Here is a 1,113-nt window from a genome sequence, read left to right on the forward strand (position 1 = left end):
GGCGCGGGCCATTGGGCGTTGGGGCGTAGGCCACTGGGGGGTTAGGAGCCGGTGCGCCAGGAGTGGAGGTAGGTCTCCTGGTCGGGGGTGAGGGTGTCGACCTCGATGCCGGCCGCCGCGAGCTTCAGCCGGGCGACCTCGGTGTCGATCTCCGGCGGCACGTCGTACACCCCCGGCACCAGCCGGACGCGTTCGCGGGCCAGCCAGGTCACCGCGAGCGCCTGGGCCGCGAAGGACATGTCCATGACCGCCGCCGGATGTCCCTCGGCGGCCGTCAGGTTGACCAGGCGCCCTTCCGCGAGCAGCAGCAGGCGGCGGCCGTCGGCCAGCACGTACTCGTCCGTGTTGGGCCGCACCCCCGGATGGACCGCCTCGGCCAGGTCCTCCAGGGCGCGTACGTCGATCTCGATGTCGAAATGCCCCGCGTTGGCGAGAATCGCGCCGTCCTTCATGGCCGCCAGGTGTTCGGCGCGGATCACGTCCCGGTTGCCGGTGACGGTGATGAACACGTCGCCACGCTCGGCGGCCACCGCCATCGGCTGGACCTCGTACCCCTGCAAGGTCGCGTCCAGTCCCTTGACCGGGTCGATCTCGGTGACGATCACCCGCGCGCCGAGCCCCCGGGCACGTTCGGCGACGCCCCGGCCGCAGTACCCGAACCCGGCCACGACCACCGTCTTGCCCGCCAGCAACGTGTTGGTGGCGCGCATGATGCCGTCGAGGGTGGACTGGCCGGTGCCGTACCGGTTGTCGAACATCCGCTTGGTGCGGGTGTCGTTGACCGCGACCACCGGGAAGCGCAGGGCCTCCTCGGCGGCCATCTGGCGGAGCCTGATGATGCCGGTGGTGGTCTCCTCGCAGCCGCCGGTGACCCCGGGCAGCAGTTCCAGGCGTTCGGTGTGCAGGGTGTTGACCAGGTCGCAGCCGTCGTCCAGGACGATCTCCGGGGCGATGTCCAGCGCCTGGTTGATGTGCCGGTAGTAGGTCTCGCGATCGACTCCGGCCCGCGCGTACACGGCGACGCCGTACTCCGCCAGCGCCGCCGCCACGTCGTCCTGGGTGGAGAGCGGGTTGGACGCGGCCAGGGCGATCTGCGCCCCGCCCGCCCGCAAC

The 1,113-nt window shown here is 71.5% G+C and carries 1 protein-coding gene; it reads right to left on the minus strand.

Features of this window, described 5'->3' with window-relative positions:
* Positions 1-41: 41 nt before the first annotated feature.
* A partial coding sequence (locus tag C1I98_RS39160; protein WP_111172211.1) for an adenosylhomocysteinase occupies positions 42-1,113 on the minus strand: 1,072 nt, incomplete at its 5' end.

This window comes from Spongiactinospora gelatinilytica (assembly GCF_003236385.1).
GTDB classification, from domain to species: Bacteria; Actinomycetota; Actinomycetes; order Streptosporangiales; family Streptosporangiaceae; genus Spongiactinospora; species Spongiactinospora gelatinilytica.